We start from the raw sequence: 14977 nt of genomic DNA, 5'->3' as shown, positions 1-14977 counted from the left end.
CTTATTCCTATCGGCCGTGAAGGATCAAAGATTAACCATGGGTGACAAAATGCCTGACTCATTACAACTCGTTATCGGTGCCGATCTCGCCGGGCAGCCCATTGCCCAGGCCATGCGTCTGGCGAACCGTCATGGTTTGGTCGCGGGCGCTACCGGGACGGGCAAAACCGTCACCTTGCAACGGATGGCCGAAGCATTCAGCGATGCCGGCGTGGCGGTGTTCGCCGCCGATATCAAGGGTGACCTGTGTGGGCTGGGCGCAGCCGGCAACCCTCAAGGCAAAATCGCCGAGCGGATCGCCGGGATGCCCTGGCTGAACCACACGCCTCAAGCGTATCCGGTGACCCTGTGGGACATTCACGGTCAGTCCGGTCATCCGTTGCGCACAACCTTGAGTGAAATGGGGCCGTTATTGATTGGCAGCCTGCTGGAGCTGACCGACAGTCAGCAGTCGGCGCTGTACGCCGCGTTCAAGGTGGCGGACCGTGAAGGGCTGTTGCTGCTGGACCTCAAGGATCTGAAGGCACTGCTCAATCATTTGCGTGACAACCCCGAATTGCTCGGTGACGACGCCGCGCTGCTGACCACCGGTTCCAGTCAGGCGCTGTTGCGGCGTCTGGCGACCCTGGAACAACAGGGCGCCGAAGCGCTGTTCGGTGAGCCGGCGCTGCAACTCGAAGACATTCTGCGGCCGACCGCCGAGGGCCGCGGGCGCATTCACTTGCTTGATGCCAGCCGTCTGGTGCACGAAGCGCCGAAGGTCTATGCAACGTTCCTGTTGTGGCTGCTGGCCGAACTGTTCGAGCAACTGCCAGAGCGCGGCGATTCGGACAAACCGCTGCTGGCGTTGTTTTTCGACGAAGCGCATTTATTGTTCGCCGGTACGCCCAAGGCTTTGCAGGATCGTCTTGAGCAAGTGGTGCGGTTGATTCGCTCGAAAGGCGTTGGCGTGTATTTCGTCACCCAATCGCCGGGCGACTTGCCGGATGACGTGCTGGCTCAGCTCGGTTTGCGCATTCAGCATGGCTTGCGCGCGTTCACCGCCAAGGAGCAGAAATCCTTGCGAGCGGTGGCCGAAGGCTTCCGGCCGAACCCGGCGTTCGATGCCTTGTCGGTGCTGACCGAGCTTGGGATTGGCGAGGCGCTGGTCGGTACGTTGCAGGACAAGGGCACCCCGGAGATGGTTCAGCGGGTTTTGGTGGCACCGCCGCAATCGCGGATCGGGCCGTTGAGCGAGACTGAACGCACAGTGCTGATCGCAGGGTCGACGTTCAAGGGGCGGTATGACAAACCCGTTGATCGTGAATCGGCTTATGAAGTGTTGATGGGGCGCAAAGGGTTGGCGCCAGAGCCTGACGCTGTTCCGGGCAAACCGGCAGCCGAAGAGCCAAGCTTCACCGACAAGGCCGGGGAATTCCTCGGCACCGCGGCGGGGCAGGCACTGAAATCGGCGATGCGCCAGGCGGCTAATCAATTGGGCCGACAGTTGGTACGCGGCTTGATGGGGTCGTTGCTCGGCGGCAGCAAACGCCGCTAAAAGCAAAAGATCGCAGCCTTCGGCAGCTCCTACAGGGTGTACACCATCCCAATGTAGGAGCTGCCGAAGGCTGCGATCTTTTGATCTTGCTTTTAATCCTTGGGTTTAGCGTGCGCCGCAAGGCGTTCCAGCGCTGCCCGCAGATTCGGATCGCTGATCCCGTCGGCTGTGGCCTGAATGGTCGCGCCGGCATCGGTCGACAAGCTGATGGTATGGCCAGCCGCCCCTTGCTGAACCGTGGGCGGCTGAACCTTGAACAGAATCCGCGTCAGGCTGGCGAATTCGTCGAACATCTGTAGTTGCCGTTGCAGACGCTTTTGCTGATAACGCAGGCGGGTTGCCCAATGACCGTCGGTCACTATCAGCAACAAACTGCCTTCGCGCCACGACGCCACATGGCAATGCTCGCGGGCGGCGGGCTGCAATTGGCTTTCCAGCAGACGTTGTAAATGACCCAGGCGTTGAGCGTGGCCGAAGATGGCTTTCAGCGGTTTGGCTTCGCGAAGCAGGACGGCGGGTGCTCTGGCCGTAAGAGGGCGAAATGCCATGATCAGACACCTGAAGTAACAGAGCCGCCATGGTAGCAGAAAGCACCGGATGCACCCGAGCCATTGCTTTGCGAGCGCTTTACCCATTAAATCAACAAGTAACTTCTGCCCTGAATGGCTTGAAGTTGAGCAAAAAGCCCTTATTTTAAGTGAGCCCCGTCAAAGCGCTGTGCCAGTATCGTGGAATAACGCCACTTTCCTCACCATCGTTTCCGGGTAGAATGCTCGTTCGCATGCGGCCATGAGGGCTGCTCGGGCGACTCACGGGGCCGCCCTCCATCCCTTTAGTGTGGAAGATCCTGCCGATATGTTTGCGCCTTTGTTAAAGAAACTTTTTGGAAGCAAGAACGAGCGTGAAGTCAAACGCATGCTCAAGACGGTGCAACTCGTCAATGCCTTCGAAGAGCAAATGGTGGCCCTTTCGGACGATCAATTGCGTGCCAAGACAGATGAGTTCAAGGCCCGCATCGCCAAAGGGGAAACCCTCGACAAGCTGCTGCCCGAAGCCTTTGCGGTCGCCCGCGAAGCCGGCAAGCGCGTCATGGGTATGCGCCACTTCGACGTCCAGCTGATCGGCGGCATGACCTTGCATGAAGGCCAGATCGCGGAAATGCGTACCGGTGAAGGCAAGACCCTGGTGGCAACACTGGGCGTTTACCTCAACGCGCTGTCCGGCAAGGGCGTGCACGTTGTGACGGTGAACGACTACCTGGCCCGTCGTGACGCCAACTGGATGCGTCCGCTCTACGAATTCCTCGGAATGTCGGTCGGTGTTGTCACGCCGTTCCAGCCGCCGGAAGAGAAACGTCTGGCTTACGCTGCCGACATTACCTACGGCACCAACAACGAATTCGGTTTCGACTACCTGCGTGACAACATGGCGTTCAGCATGGAAGAAAAATTCCAGCGCGAACTCAATTTTGCCGTGATCGACGAAGTCGACTCCATCCTCATCGACGAAGCCCGTACCCCGCTGATCATTTCCGGTCAGGCCGAGGACAGCTCCAAGCTGTACATCGAGATCAACAAACTGATCCCGCAGCTTGAGTTGCACATCGAAGAAGTGGAAGGCGAAGTCACCAAGGCCGGCCACTACACCGTCGACGAGAAGACCCGTCAGGTTGAGCTCAACGAAGCCGGTCACCAGTTCATCGAAGACATGCTGACCCGCGTTGGCCTGCTGGCTGAAGGCGAGAGCCTGTACTCGGCGCACAACCTCGGTCTGCTGACTCACGTTTATGCCGGTCTGCGCGCTCATAAACTGTTCAATCGCAACATCGAATACATCGTGCAGGATGGCCAGGTCGTTCTGGTCGACGAACACACCGGTCGCACCATGCCGGGTCGCCGTCTGTCCGAAGGCCTGCACCAGGCCATCGAAGCCAAGGAAAACCTGAACATTCAGGCCGAAAGCCAGACCCTGGCCTCGACCACGTTCCAGAACTACTTCCGTCTGTACAACAAGCTGTCCGGCATGACCGGTACCGCTGACACCGAAGCGTTCGAATTCCACCAGATCTACGGTCTGTCGGTGATGGTTATCCCGCCGAACAAACCGCTGGCGCGTAAAGACTACAACGACCTGGTGTTCCTGACTGCCGAAGAGAAATACGCGGCGATCATCAATGACATCAAGGAATGCATGACCCAGGGCCGTCCGGTGCTGGTGGGTACTGCAACCATCGAAACTTCCGAGCACATGTCTGCGCTGTTGCAGAAGGAAGGCATCGAACACAAGGTTCTGAACGCCAAGTTCCACGAAAAAGAAGCCGAGATCATTGCCCAGGCCGGTCGCCCAGGCGCACTGACCATCGCCACCAACATGGCCGGTCGTGGTACCGACATCCTGTTGGGCGGTAACTGGGAAGTGGAAGTGGCAACCCTGGAAGACCCGACCCCTGAGCAGATTGCCCAGATCAAGGCCGACTGGCAGAAACGTCACCAGCAAGTGCTCGAGTCGGGCGGTTTGCAGGTGATTGCTTCCGAGCGTCACGAATCGCGCCGTATCGACAACCAGCTGCGTGGTCGTGCCGGTCGTCAGGGTGACGCTGGTTCCAGCCGTTTCTACCTGTCGCTGGAAGACAGCCTGATGCGCATCTTCGCCTCTGATCGGGTGAAGAACTTCATGAAGGCCCTGGGCATGCAGCCTGGCGAGGCGATCGAGCACCGCATGGTGACCAACGCCATCGAGAAGGCTCAGCGCAAGGTTGAAGGCCGCAACTTCGACATTCGTAAGCAACTGCTCGAGTTCGACGACGTCAACAACGAACAACGTAAAGTGATCTATCACATGCGTAACAGTTTGTTGGCCGCCGACAACATCGGTGAAACCATCGCCGACTTCCGTCAGGACGTGCTCAACGCAACCGTCAGCGCGCACATTCCACCGCAATCGCTGCCTGAGCAGTGGGACGTGGCCGGTCTGGAAGCGGCGTTGCAGAGCGACTTCGGTGTGGCGCTGCCGATCCAGCAATGGCTCGACGAAGACGATCACCTGTACGAAGAAACCCTGCGCGAGAAGCTCATGGCCGAGCTGCTGGCCGCGTACAACGAGAAAGAAGAGCAGGCGAGCGCCGAGGCGCTGCGCACCTTCGAGAAGCAAATCGTCCTGCGTGTGCTCGACGACCTGTGGAAAGACCACCTGTCGACCATGGATCACCTGCGTCACGGCATCCACTTGCGTGGTTATGCGCAGAAGAACCCGAAGCAAGAGTACAAGCGCGAGTCCTACACGCTGTTCTCCGAGCTGCTGGATTCGATCAAGCGCGACTCGATCCGTGTGCTGTCCCACGTTCAGGTTCGCCGCGAAGATCCGATCGAAGAAGAACAACGCCTGCGTCAGGAAGCCGAAGCACTGGCTGCGCGCATGCAGTTCCAGCACGACGAAGCACCGGGGCTTGAGCAACCGGAACTGCTGGGTGAAGAGGTCGATGTCGCCCTTGCCATCGCTCCGGTACGCAATGAACAGAAGCTGGGCCGTAACGAACTTTGCTACTGCGGTTCGGGCAAGAAGTTCAAGCATTGCCACGGGCAGATCCAGTAAAACCCGTTTCATACGCTGAAATACCCGCGCCGCGACCGGCTTATGCCGTCGCGGCGTTTTGCCATTTAAACCACCGTTCTTCCTGAAAGCGGTGCTGACATCATTTATTAAGGAGCGCATTCATGGCTGTTGGTCTTGGTCCTTTGCCAACGTTGCACCCGGTTGCCGGTTTTGAACTCGGTATCGCCTCGGCTGGCATCAAGCGCCCGGGGCGCAAGGATGTTGTGGTCATGCGCTGTGCCGAAGGTTCCACGGTCGCTGGCGTGTTCACCCTGAACGCTTTTTGCGCGGCTCCCGTGATCCTGGCCAAGCAGCGTGTGCAAGGTCCGGTGCGTTACCTGTTGACCAATACCGGCAATGCCAACGCCGGCACTGGCGAACCAGGCCTTGCCGCCGCCGAGCGCACGTGCGCCAAACTGGCTGAGCTGACCGGCGTCGACGCCAGCCTGGTGCTGCCGTACTCCACCGGTGTGATCGGCGAGCCGCTGCCGGTCGAGAAAATCGAAGGGGCACTGCAAGCCGCCCTTGACGACCTGTCGGTCAACAACTGGGAAGCTGCCGCCACCGGCATCATGACCACCGACACCCTGCCAAAAGGTGCCAGCCGCCAGTTCCAGCATGACGGCGTGACCATCACAGTCACCGGTATCAGCAAAGGCGCGGGCATGATCCGCCCGAACATGGCGACCATGCTCGGCTACATCGCCACCGACGCCAAAGTCTCCCGCGACGTGCTGCAAAACCTGCTGCTGGACGGTGCCAACAAATCGTTCAACCGCATCACCATCGACGGCGACACCTCGACCAACGACTGCTGCATGCTGATCGCCACCGGTCAGGCTGCACTGCCGGAAATCACCCGCGCCGAAGGCGAGTTGTTCGCCAAGCTGAAACAGGCCGTGTTCGAAGTGTGCATGGACGTGGCCCAGGCCATCGTTCGTGACGGCGAAGGCGCGACCAAGTTTGTGACCGTTGAAGTCAACGGCGGCGGCAATCACCAGGAATGCCTGGACGTCGGTTACACCGTGGCTCACTCGCCGCTGATCAAGACCGCACTGTTCGCCTCCGATCCGAACTGGGGCCGCATTCTGGCCGCCGTCGGCCGTGCCGGCGTACCGAACCTGGACGTGAGCAAGATCGACGTGTTCCTCGGTGATGTCTGTATCGCCAGCCGTGGCGCTCGTGCATCGACCTACACCGAAGCCCAGGGCGCGGCCGTGATGCAGCAGGAAGAAATCACGATCCGTATCGAGCTGGGTCGCGGTGATTGCAGCGAAACCATCTGGACCACCGACCTGTCCCACGAATACGTGAAAATCAACGCCGAATACCGCACGTAACCAAAGTCAGGACCGAGTCGCTCCCTTCGCGAGCAAGCCCGCTCCCACATTGGTTTGAGGTGTACACAAATCTAATGTGGGAGCGGGCTTGCTCGCGAAAGCGGTCTCTCAGTCACTAAATAGACTGGCCTGTTTCCTCCATCAAAAGGTCCCGAACATGAGCCTTCACCTGATCATCGGCGACAAACTGATTTCCTCCTGGTCCCTGCGCGGCGCGTTGGCCCTCGACCTGGCTGGCGCCCCTTACACCGAAGAACTGATCAAGTTGAACCAGCCGGATACGCGTGAGCGTCTGCTCAAGCACTCGCCGACCGGGAAAGTCCCGCTGTTGAAAACCGAACACGGCACCATCGCCGATTCCCTGGCGATTGCCGAGTATCTGGCAGAGCAGTTCCCCGACGCCGGCCTCTGGCCCAAAGACACCGCCGCCCGCGCCCAAGCGCGTTCGGCGTGCGCGCAGATGCACAGCGGTTTCTTCGCCATGCGCGGCAACATGCCATTCGACCTGAGCCACGACGCTGCGCTGTCGCCGACACCGGCTGACGTCCAGGCCGACATTGAACGTATGTTGGCGTTGTGGGCCGAGTGCCGCGCCGCCGCCACCGAAACCGGTCCATTCCTGTTCGGCGGCGCGACCCTGGCGGATGCCTTCTTCGCACCGATCGCCGTGCGCCTGCGCACCTATCAGGTGAGGCTGCCCGCAGCGGACGCGGCCTACGTCGAAACCATCTACCAATGGCCCGCCTTCAAGGCGTGGCAGAAGGCGGGTCTGGAGGAGGTCGGGCAGTGAAGCGAGTACACGTAGCCGCCGCTGTCATCCGCGATGGCAGTGGCAAGATCCTCATTGCCCGCCGTGCCGACACTCAGCATCAGGGTGGCCTGTGGGAATTCCCCGGTGGCAAGGTCGAGGCCGACGAATCCGTCGAAACCGCCCTGGCTCGCGAACTCCATGAAGAGTTGGGCATTGTGGTCAACGCGGCTCGCCCGCTGATCAAGGTCCGGCACGATTACCCGGACAAGCAAGTGTTGCTGGACGTTTGGGAAGTGTCGGCCTTTACCGGCGAACCGCACGGCGCCGAAGGCCAGCCGTTGGAATGGGTCGCGCCCCGCGATCTGCTGAACTACGAGTTCCCGGCGGCCAACCAGCCGATTGTCGCGGCTGCACGGTTACCCGCGCAGTATTTGATTACCCCGGAAGATCTGGAAACCCCGGCCTTGCTGCGCGGTATTCAGAAAGCCATTGCCGGCGGCATCAAGCTGATCCAGTTGCGGGCACCCAACGGCTACGATCCGAAGTACCGCGATCTGGCGGTGGACGCGGCGGGGCTGTGTGCGGGCAAGGCGCAGTTGATGATCAAGGGGCCGTTCGAATGGCTGGGAGATTTCCCGTCCGCCGGTTGGCACATCACCTCCGCGCAGCTGCGCAAATACTCAGCGGCTGGCCGCCCGTTACCGGCGTCGCGCTGGCTGGCGGCGTCCTGCCATAACGCTGAAGAGCTGGCGTTGGCCGAGCAGATGGGGGTGGATTTTGTGACCCTGTCACCGGTGCAACCGACCCTGACTCATCCGGGGGCTCAGCCGCTGGGCTGGGAACAGGCTTGCGCGTTGATCGAAGGTTTCAGCAAGCCGGTGTTCTTGCTCGGTGGTGTTGGCCCGGCGGATCTTCAGAAAGCCTGGGAGGCGGGCGCGCAGGGTGCGGCGGGGATTCGGGCATTTTGGCCTGATTCTTTGGTTTAGCCACCGGCCCCTTCGCGAGCAAGCCCGCTCCCACAGTGGTTCGTGGCGGACACAGATTTGTGTACGACATTGATCCCTGTGGGAGCGAGCTTGCTCGCGATGAGGGCCTGGCAGACGATAATTTATTCGGGTTTTGCCGCCGGTTGCCACAATATTTCGGTAATCCCCTGCCGCTTGGTAATCAACCGCGCCGCCACAAACAACAAATCCGACAACCGATTGATATACGCCAACCCAACCCCAGCCAACGGTTCGACAGCATTCAAATGCTGACACCGCCGCTCGGCACTGCGCGCCAGGCTTCTGCACACATGAGCCTGAGCAATCAACGCCGAACCACCCGGCAGAATGAAATTCTCCAGCGGCCCCAGTTCTTCATTCCACACATCGATCGCGGCTTCCAAACGTTCGACTTCTGCCGTGTTCAGTGCCTGATACACCGGCATCGCCAGTTCACCACCCAAGTCGAACAACCGGTGCTGGCAAGGCGCCAAAACATCGATCACTTCGTTCAAGCCCGGATACTCGCCACTTTCCGCCGCCAACCCAGCCAATAGCACACCCACCTGGCTGTTCAGCGTATCGACTTCGCCAATGGCTTCGATCCGCGGATGGTCCTTGGGCACGCGACGACCGTCGCCCAGCCCGGTTTCGCCTTTGTCGCCGGTGCGGGTGTAAATCTTCGACAAGCGAAAGCCCATGGTTACCTCGATAGCTGATTGAGTTCTTGAGAGACGAGCGGGGTGCCCGCCAAGGGCAGGCGCAAGGTGAAACACGTGCCTTGGCCCAGGGTCGATTGCACTTCCATCTGACCCTTGTGGTTGTTGGTAATGATGAAATACGAGACCGACAGGCCAAGGCCGGTGCCCTGACCGATTTCCTTGGTGGTGAAGAACGGCTCGAAGGTGCGTTTGCGCACACTCTCGCTCATGCCGATGCCGTTGTCCTCCACCTGGATTTCCGCCCACGGCGGATTCAGCTTGGTGCGCAGAATGATCCGTCCCGGCTCGCGGTCGCCTTCGCGCTGGTGAATAGCCTGCGCGGCGTTTTTCAGCAAATTGAGCAGCACTTGCTCCAGTTCGTTCGCCGTGCCGGGCACCGGGCCCAACGCTGGATCGAACTGGCGAATGATCGCCTGGCCCTTGAAGTCGAAACCGATCGCCAGGTCGAAGTCATTGCCGGCGATTTCCACCGCCTGATCGATCAGCGCCGGCAGGTCGCACGGGGCCATTTGCCGGGTACTGCGGCGGCTGAAGCTGAGCATGTGCGTGACAATCTTCGCCGCCCGGGCGCCAGCCTGTTGAATGCCATCGAGCAACTGCGGCACTTCGCGCGCTTGCAGGTATTTGTTGACCGTTTCCAGCGCGATCCCGGTTTGCTCGGCTTGTTCGAGATTCTTCGGCAGATCAGGCGAAAGGCGTCGGCGAATGTTCTGCACGTTGTGCAGGATCGCGCCTAACGGGTTGTTGATCTCGTGGGCCATGCCCGCGGCGAGGCCACCGACCGAGAGCATTTTTTCCGACTGCACCATCATTTCTTCCAGCGACAGACGCTGAGTGATGTCGTCGATCCGGATCACCACACCACGCCCGGCACCGCCCATCAGCGGGTAAAAGGTCAGGGCGTAGTGCTTGGGTTCTTCGTCCTTGAACCACGTCACCCGTTCAATCTTGGCCACCGTGTGCTGCTCGACGGTTTGCTTGAGTTGCGGCAGAAACGGCTTGAGCGGTTCGAAAGCGAGAAAAATCGGCTGATTCAGGGCTTCGTCGAGGCGTGTGCCAGACAGGGCGCTGGCCTCCTGATTCCACTGCGTCACGTAGAGTTGTTCATCAAGGGCGATTAGCGCCGAGGGCATGGAATCGATGATGCTGTTGAGGTAGTTCTGGAAACCGGTGAGCTTCTTCTCGATCTTGCTGCGCACCTGGACTTCCAGTTCCAGTTTGCGATTGGTATGACGGGTTTCTTCGGCCAGGCCCTGGGCCTGGTCATAAGCGGCCTGGGAATCGTCCCGGGCCCGCTTGAGTTGCTGCTCACGGGCCTCGATCCGCGACAGCATGGTGTTGAAGGCTTCGGCGAGGCTGCCGATTTCGTCATGGTTACCGCGGGAGGCGCGCAAGGCGTAGTTCTCTTCCCGGGTCACTTGCCGGGACAGCTCTTCGAGCTGATGGATCGGCCGGGTAATCAGGCGTTTGATCTGCCGGGCAATCACCAGCCACAACAGCACACTGAAGATCAGAATCCCGAGACTGGCGGTGAGAGTGCCGGTGTAGAAAGCCATCGGCAGTTCGCTGCTGGCGACCAGTAACAGGTGGCCGGGCGCGGTGCCGGGGCGGGGCAGGGTGATGATTTGATTGCTGCGAAACTCGGTGGCTTGCCAGGATTCAATGTGCCGGTAACGCGTTGGCAGGCTCAGATTGTCGCCATGCTGCAACTGCGCCAGACGCTCGCCCTTGCCGTCATAAAGGGCCGCCGCGCGCAACGGTGAATAGCTGTTGAGCTCATTGAGCAGGCGTTCGGCGCTTTGCGGTGACTGCAAGGCTTCGGACACCAGGCTGGGGTTGGACACCAGGCGGCCGATGGTCTGCAAGGCCTGAGGTGCCATGCTTTCCTGGGAGATGTAGTACGCGGCGCTGATAAAGGTCAGGTTGGCGACCAGCAGGACGGTGGTCAACAGCACCAGCAGGGCGGCCAGCAATTTCTGGCCGACCGGAAGGTTTTCAAGGCGCTGGCGCAATGGCATCAGGTTCATCGCTGAAAAGGAACAAGTGGCCAGCGTAGCCGCTGCTCAGTCGCTGGGCAATCCAAGGCTGTGCAGATGGGTGATCAACCTTTGCTCAAGTTGATTGAGGTGTGGCAGGTTGAGTTGATGCCTCGCGGCGACTTTGCAAGCATGACCCAATAGATAGCTGATCTCGGTCCGGCGCTGGTTCGCGACGTCCTGGTACATCGAAGAGTAGTTGGCGGCGGTCGCGTGAATCACCCGTTCGACTTCCTGTTGAAGGTCCTCGGCCGCTGCCGGTTGACCGCAGCGCTCAAGCAACTCGGTCAATTCGCCGCAAAGGGTGGCGACTTCGCAGTGGTGTTCCTGTAAACCGCCATTACGGCAATCGTGCAGCACGGTCAGCGGATTGATCGCGCAGTTGAGCGCCAGTTTTCGCCACAGCCGGGTCAGAATGTCGGTGCTCCACTCGTGGGGAATACCGGCGGCGCTCACGTCATCCAGCCAGATCGGCGCCACGGGATGCCCGGCATCCCCCAGCCAGGTGTAACCGTGGCCGGCGAACACCACGCGCCAGTCGCCATCGCGAAAGGCGCCTTCGGTGCTCGACGCACAAATGCAGCGAGCCTGCGGCACCTGGGTGGCGACGGCGTCCTGGCTGCCAAGACCATTCTGCAACAGGATCAGCTCAGCGTCGGGGGCCAGGCGCGGTGCCAGTTGGGCCACGGCTTTCTCGGCATCGTAGGCTTTACAGGCCACCAGCAGGCGGTTGATCGGTTCACTGTTGTCGGGTGTTTCGGCGGGCACCGGATAGCACTTCGCTTCACCGTGTTCGACCAGCGTCAACCCACCCGCCGCCTCATACGCCTGCAAGCGTGCAGCGTCCCGCACGATCAGCTTGACCGGCACGCCGGCCCGCGCCAGTCGAGTGGCCCATAAGGTGCCAAGGCTGCCGGCGCCCAGAACATGCCAGGTGGTGGACATCAGCTTTTTGCTCTGTTTGTCGCGCGCATGGGAGGCTCGCAGTGAATGATCGGAAAGACCCGTTATAATCAGCGCGGATTTTAACCGCAAGCCAGGCATGCTCCATCGTGATCGAGCATGCCCTTTTATTGGAGAGATTACATGCCGTCGTTCGACGTGGTATCCGAACTGGACAAACACGAAGTCACCAACGCGGTCGAGAACGCCGTCAAGGAACTCGATCGTCGTTATGACCTGAAAGGCAAAGGCACCTTCGAGTTCAAGGAAAAGGACCTGACCGTCAACCTGACCGCTGAAGCCGATTTCCAGCTCGAAGCGATGATTGAGATCCTCAAGTTGGCCCTGGTCAAGCGCAAAATCGACGTGCAGTGCCTTGAAGTCAAGGATGCCTATGCGTCGGGCAAACTGATGAAGCAGGAAGCGGTCCTCAAGGAAGGCATCGACAAAGAGCTGGCGAAGAAAATCGTCGCTCATGTCAAAGACGCCAAGCTCAAGGTTCAGGCTGCCATTCAGGGTGAGCAGGTGCGCATTACCGGCAAGAAGCGTGATGACTTGCAGGAAGCCATCGCGGCCCTGCGCGCCAAGACTTTCGATATGCCGCTGCAGTTCAACAACTTCCGCGACTGACCTTTCAGGCGGGACCTGTGGGAGCGGGCTTGCTCGCGAAGAGGGCGTATCAATCAACATCACTGTTGAATGACACACCGCTTTCGCGAGCAAGTCGAATCGTCGCACCGTCGCTCCCACCCGGATTGTGCTTAACCCAGGAGAATGTAGATGGATTTGAATACTGAAGTGGACAACCTGGTCAAGGCGTCTCAAGCCTGGATTCCGATGATCATGGAATACGGCAGCCGCGTGCTGCTGGCGGTGATCACCTTGGCCATCGGCTGGTGGCTGATCAACAAGGTGGCGCAAAAGCTTGGCGGGTTGCTGGCGCTGCGTAACGCCGACCTGGCGCTGCAAGGGTTTATCAGTAGCCTGGCGAACATTATTCTCAAGGTTCTGTTGATCGTCAGCGTGGCATCGATGATCGGGGTGGAAACCACTTCGTTCGTCGCGGCCATCGGTGCGGCAGGTCTGGCCATCGGTCTGGCCTTGCAGGGCAGCTTGGCGAACTTCGCCGGCGGCGTGCTGATTCTGTTGTTCCGCCCGTTCCGCATTGGTGACTGGATCGAAGCCCAAGGTGTTGCCGGCACGGTCGACAGCATTCAGATCTTCCACACGGTGCTGCGTACTGGCGATAACAAAACCATCATCGTGCCTAACGGTAATCTGTCGAACGGCATCATCACCAACACTAACCGTCAACCGACGCGCAAAGTTGTGTTTGATGTGGGTGTGGATTATGAAGCGGACTTGCAGAAGGCCCGGGAAGTGTTGCTGGACCTGGCCAAAGATGAGCGTGTTTTGGCTGAGCCGGCACCTCAGGCAGTGATTTCTACCCTGGGCGACAGTTCGATTACTGTTTCCCTTCGAGTGTGGGTCAAGACGGCGGATTACTGGGATGTGATGTTCATGTTCAACGAGCAGTCTCGTGATCGATTGAAAACGGCCGGTATCGATATCCCGTTTCCACAGCGGGTGATTCGTGTGGTTCAGGAAGCTGCGGTGCAATAAAGCAACAAAAAAGGCCCATCCGAAGATGGGCCTTTTTTTGATTACCGCGAACTAACTTTCGGCAATTACAGAACCGAAATCGGGTAGTCGACGATCAGACGGAACTCTTTAACGTCGCCTTCTTTTTCGTCAGCGTTAGCGGTGTGCCATGCTTGACGAATACGGAAGGACAGATCTTTTGCCGGGCCAGTTTGTACGACGTACTTGGCTTCCAAGTTGGTTTCGTGGTGCCGGCCATCTTCGCCATATAGACCAGCGTAAGGGCTGCCTGCTGGAGTGTTGGTACCGTCGATGTTCCAGCCTTTCACGTAACGGGTCATGAAGCTCAGACCAGGAACGCCGTACTCAGCCATTTTCAGGTCATAACGGACTTGAGCCGATTTCTCGCCTGAGCCGTTAAAGTCGGAGTACTGGATGGAGTTGGCGAGGAAAATCGAGTCGCCGCCACGGTTGTTCTTGCCCACGCCGATGTAGTCGAACGGAGTGTCACCGTTAACCTTCTGGAAGGCGAAGGTGATGGTGTGTGCTTTCAGGAACGAGAAAGCAGCTGCCAGAGAGTAGGCGGTGTTGCTGATTTCGCCAGCTTCTGCGTTGCCGGTATCAGTGGTGCGGTAGATGTTACCGTCCAGGTTAACCGACTGATCGCCACCCATTGGAATGGTGTAGTTCAGGTTGGCGTAGTACTGGTTCCAGATGTCTTCCAGCTTGGCGCCGTACAGCGAGGCGCTCAGGTTGTCGGTGATGCCGTATTTGCCACCGAAATAGTCGATGGAGTTGGCTTCTACACCAGCGTAGGTTGCATACAGGCCGCCGTTACGAGCGTTTTTGTCCTGGCTGGTCGCCGAGTAGAAATGACCGGCTTCGAGGTCAAGGTCTTTGACTTCACTGCTCTGCAGTTGGAAACCGCTGGCAGTTTGAGGAAGGACACGGGAACCGCCAACAGCGAACACTGGAGCAGTGCTTGGCTGCATGTCACCGGCTTTCAGCTCGGTTTTAGAGATGCGAAATTTAACCGCTGCACCGGATTTGCCCTGGCTGTCGTTGACGTCGTGGGCATAACCGTTGGCCTTAACGGTGTTGCTACGGCTCATGTTACCCGTACCGGAAGTGCCATCGCCGCCATCCAGTTTGACGGCCAGGTAACCGAATGCATCAACGCCAACACCTACAAGACCCTGGGTGTAACCGGAGCTGTAGTTGGCCCAAAAGCCCTGGGTCCAGTCTTTTTGGTCGTGGTTGGTGTTTTTGTTGTCACGGTTGAAGTAGTAGTTGCGAAGATTCAAGTTCAACTTGGAGTCTTCAACAAAACCCTTGGCTTCAGCCTGGTCACTTACAAAAGGTGCGGCCGTAGCCAACTGAGTACTGGCTGCTGCTGCAACTGCCAGTGCGATCATGCTCCACTTCATCACGCGCATCGTGATTTGCTCCTTTGGTTTTTAGAAGAGTACT

At 59.2% G+C, this 14977-nt stretch carries 12 protein-coding genes; 7 read left to right on the top strand and 5 right to left on the bottom strand.

What is annotated here, in order from left to right:
* Window positions 1-49 precede the first annotated feature (49 nt).
* Window positions 50-1537: a helicase HerA-like domain-containing protein gene (locus CUN63_RS05915; RefSeq protein ID WP_129437871.1), complete on the top strand. Its 1488-nt coding sequence runs from the start codon at window positions 50-52 to the stop codon at window positions 1535-1537.
* Between the two features lie 92 nt (window positions 1538-1629).
* On the opposite strand, the gene CUN63_RS05910 is transcribed toward CUN63_RS05915, so the two are convergent.
* The gene (locus tag CUN63_RS05910) at window positions 1630-2085 is read right to left on the bottom strand and encodes a DUF721 domain-containing protein (protein WP_090187471.1); all 456 of its coding nucleotides are present in this window, start codon (window positions 2083-2085) and stop codon (window positions 1630-1632) included.
* A 307-nt stretch (window positions 2086-2392) separates the two neighbouring features.
* On the opposite strand from CUN63_RS05910, the gene secA reads away from it, so the two are divergent.
* From secA to CUN63_RS05890, 4 genes are all read left to right on the top strand, one after another.
* Window positions 2393-5128, top strand: a complete 2736-nt coding sequence (gene secA / locus CUN63_RS05905) for a preprotein translocase subunit SecA (RefSeq protein WP_129437869.1) — start codon at window positions 2393-2395, stop codon at window positions 5126-5128.
* Between the two features lie 122 nt (window positions 5129-5250).
* Window positions 5251-6468, top strand: a complete 1218-nt coding sequence (gene argJ, locus CUN63_RS05900) for a bifunctional glutamate N-acetyltransferase/amino-acid acetyltransferase ArgJ (protein ID WP_129437867.1) — start codon at window positions 5251-5253, stop codon at window positions 6466-6468.
* Between the two features lie 157 nt (window positions 6469-6625).
* Window positions 6626-7258, top strand: coding sequence for a glutathione S-transferase family protein (locus CUN63_RS05895; RefSeq protein ID WP_129437865.1), 633 nt, complete (start codon window positions 6626-6628; stop codon window positions 7256-7258).
* Entirely contained in the window at window positions 7255-8205 is a 951-nt protein-coding gene (locus CUN63_RS05890) for a Nudix family hydrolase (RefSeq protein WP_129437863.1), read from the top strand. Before CUN63_RS05895 ends, CUN63_RS05890 begins: the two co-directional genes overlap by 4 nt.
* 122 nt (window positions 8206-8327) lie before the next feature.
* Here the strand turns inward: CUN63_RS05890 and CUN63_RS05885 are convergent, their stop codons facing one another.
* The 3 genes from CUN63_RS05885 to CUN63_RS05875 are packed head-to-tail and all read right to left on the bottom strand — an operon-like array spanning window position 8328 to window position 11908.
* Window positions 8328-8906, bottom strand: coding sequence for a cob(I)yrinic acid a,c-diamide adenosyltransferase (locus CUN63_RS05885; protein WP_129437861.1), 579 nt, complete (start codon window positions 8904-8906; stop codon window positions 8328-8330).
* A 2-nt stretch (window positions 8907-8908) separates the two neighbouring features.
* The gene (locus CUN63_RS05880; RefSeq protein ID WP_129437859.1) at window positions 8909-10945 is read right to left on the bottom strand and encodes a HAMP domain-containing sensor histidine kinase; all 2037 of its coding nucleotides are present in this window, start codon (window positions 10943-10945) and stop codon (window positions 8909-8911) included.
* 45 nt (window positions 10946-10990) lie between these two features.
* Complete coding sequence (locus tag CUN63_RS05875; RefSeq protein ID WP_129437857.1) at window positions 10991-11908, bottom strand: putative 2-dehydropantoate 2-reductase; 918 nt, start codon at window positions 11906-11908, stop codon at window positions 10991-10993.
* A gap of 141 nt (window positions 11909-12049) precedes the next feature.
* Between CUN63_RS05875 and CUN63_RS05870 the strand changes: the two genes are divergently transcribed.
* Both CUN63_RS05870 and CUN63_RS05860 read left to right on the top strand, forming a co-directional pair.
* Window positions 12050-12535, top strand: a complete 486-nt coding sequence (locus tag CUN63_RS05870) for a YajQ family cyclic di-GMP-binding protein (RefSeq protein WP_007906601.1) — start codon at window positions 12050-12052, stop codon at window positions 12533-12535.
* Window positions 12536-12685: 150 nt separating this feature from the next.
* The gene (locus CUN63_RS05860) at window positions 12686-13528 is read left to right on the top strand and encodes a mechanosensitive ion channel family protein (protein ID WP_129437855.1); all 843 of its coding nucleotides are present in this window, start codon (window positions 12686-12688) and stop codon (window positions 13526-13528) included.
* 65 nt (window positions 13529-13593) lie between these two features.
* Here the strand turns inward: CUN63_RS05860 and CUN63_RS05855 are convergent, their stop codons facing one another.
* Window positions 13594-14943 (bottom strand): OprD family porin, encoded by a 1350-nt coding sequence (locus tag CUN63_RS05855; RefSeq protein WP_129437853.1) that lies wholly within the window; start codon window positions 14941-14943, stop codon window positions 13594-13596.
* Window positions 14944-14977 lie beyond the last annotated feature (34 nt).

The organism is Pseudomonas sp. ACM7 (assembly GCF_004136015.1).
Lineage (GTDB): Bacteria > Pseudomonadota > Gammaproteobacteria > Pseudomonadales > Pseudomonadaceae > Aquipseudomonas > Aquipseudomonas frigoris.
The sequence above is the reverse complement of the archived record's forward strand: the minus strand, read 5'-3'. Positions and strand labels throughout refer to the sequence as shown.

What these genes read in the sequence shown, in the direction of transcription:
- CUN63_RS05915 (WP_129437871.1), top strand. Translation starts at nt 50, where the DNA reads ATGCCTGACTCATTACAACTCGTTATCGGTGCCGATCTCGCCGGGCAG.
- CUN63_RS05910 (WP_090187471.1), bottom strand. Translation starts at nt 2,085, where the DNA reads ATGGCATTTCGCCCTCTTACGGCCAGAGCACCCGCCGTCCTGCTTCGC.
- secA (WP_129437869.1), top strand. Translation starts at nt 2,393, where the DNA reads ATGTTTGCGCCTTTGTTAAAGAAACTTTTTGGAAGCAAGAACGAGCGT.
- argJ (WP_129437867.1), top strand. Translation starts at nt 5,251, where the DNA reads ATGGCTGTTGGTCTTGGTCCTTTGCCAACGTTGCACCCGGTTGCCGGT.
- CUN63_RS05895 (WP_129437865.1), top strand. Translation starts at nt 6,626, where the DNA reads ATGAGCCTTCACCTGATCATCGGCGACAAACTGATTTCCTCCTGGTCC.
- CUN63_RS05885 (WP_129437861.1), bottom strand. Translation starts at nt 8,906, where the DNA reads ATGGGCTTTCGCTTGTCGAAGATTTACACCCGCACCGGCGACAAAGGC.
- CUN63_RS05880 (WP_129437859.1), bottom strand. Translation starts at nt 10,945, where the DNA reads ATGCCATTGCGCCAGCGCCTTGAAAACCTTCCGGTCGGCCAGAAATTG.
- CUN63_RS05875 (WP_129437857.1), bottom strand. Translation starts at nt 11,908, where the DNA reads ATGTCCACCACCTGGCATGTTCTGGGCGCCGGCAGCCTTGGCACCTTA.
- CUN63_RS05870 (WP_007906601.1), top strand. Translation starts at nt 12,050, where the DNA reads ATGCCGTCGTTCGACGTGGTATCCGAACTGGACAAACACGAAGTCACC.
- CUN63_RS05860 (WP_129437855.1), top strand. Translation starts at nt 12,686, where the DNA reads ATGGATTTGAATACTGAAGTGGACAACCTGGTCAAGGCGTCTCAAGCC.
- CUN63_RS05855 (WP_129437853.1), bottom strand. Translation starts at nt 14,943, where the DNA reads ATGCGCGTGATGAAGTGGAGCATGATCGCACTGGCAGTTGCAGCAGCA.